This window comes from Aliivibrio sp. S10_S31 (assembly GCF_014694495.1).
In the GTDB taxonomy this organism is placed as follows: domain Bacteria; phylum Pseudomonadota; class Gammaproteobacteria; order Enterobacterales; family Vibrionaceae; genus Aliivibrio; species Aliivibrio fischeri.
The window spans coordinates 1-312 of the sequence record NZ_JAAUWR010000137.1 but is presented as its reverse complement, the minus strand read 5'-3'; the positions used below and the strand labels follow the sequence as shown (position 1 = coordinate 312).

At 44.6% G+C, this 312-nt stretch carries 2 rRNA genes; both read right to left on the bottom strand.

The features are described 5' to 3' along the window. Window positions 1-115: ribosomal RNA gene (gene rrf, locus HC728_RS19960) — 5S ribosomal RNA — on the bottom strand; the annotation flags it as partial. A 114-nt stretch (window positions 116-229) separates the two neighbouring features. Next, window positions 230-312, bottom strand: a 23S ribosomal RNA gene (locus HC728_RS19955); the annotation flags it as partial.

Here is a 312-nt window from a genome sequence, read left to right as displayed (position 1 = left end):
CCTGGCGATGTCCTACTCTCACATGGGGAAACCCCACACTACCATCGGCGCTATTACGTTTCACTTCTGAGTTCGGCATGGGATCAGGTGGGTCCATAATGCTATGGTCGCCAAGCAAATTCTTTCTCTTTATTTAATAAAGAGTATCTGGAAAGCTATATTGTGTTCTTAATCACATTCAATTCGTTTCTTGCAACTTCAAATCCGTTCAAAACCCCTTGGGTGTTGTATGGTTAAGCCTCACGGGCAATTAGTATCAGTTAGCTCAATGCCTCGCAGCACTTACACACCTGACCTATCTACGTCGTAGTC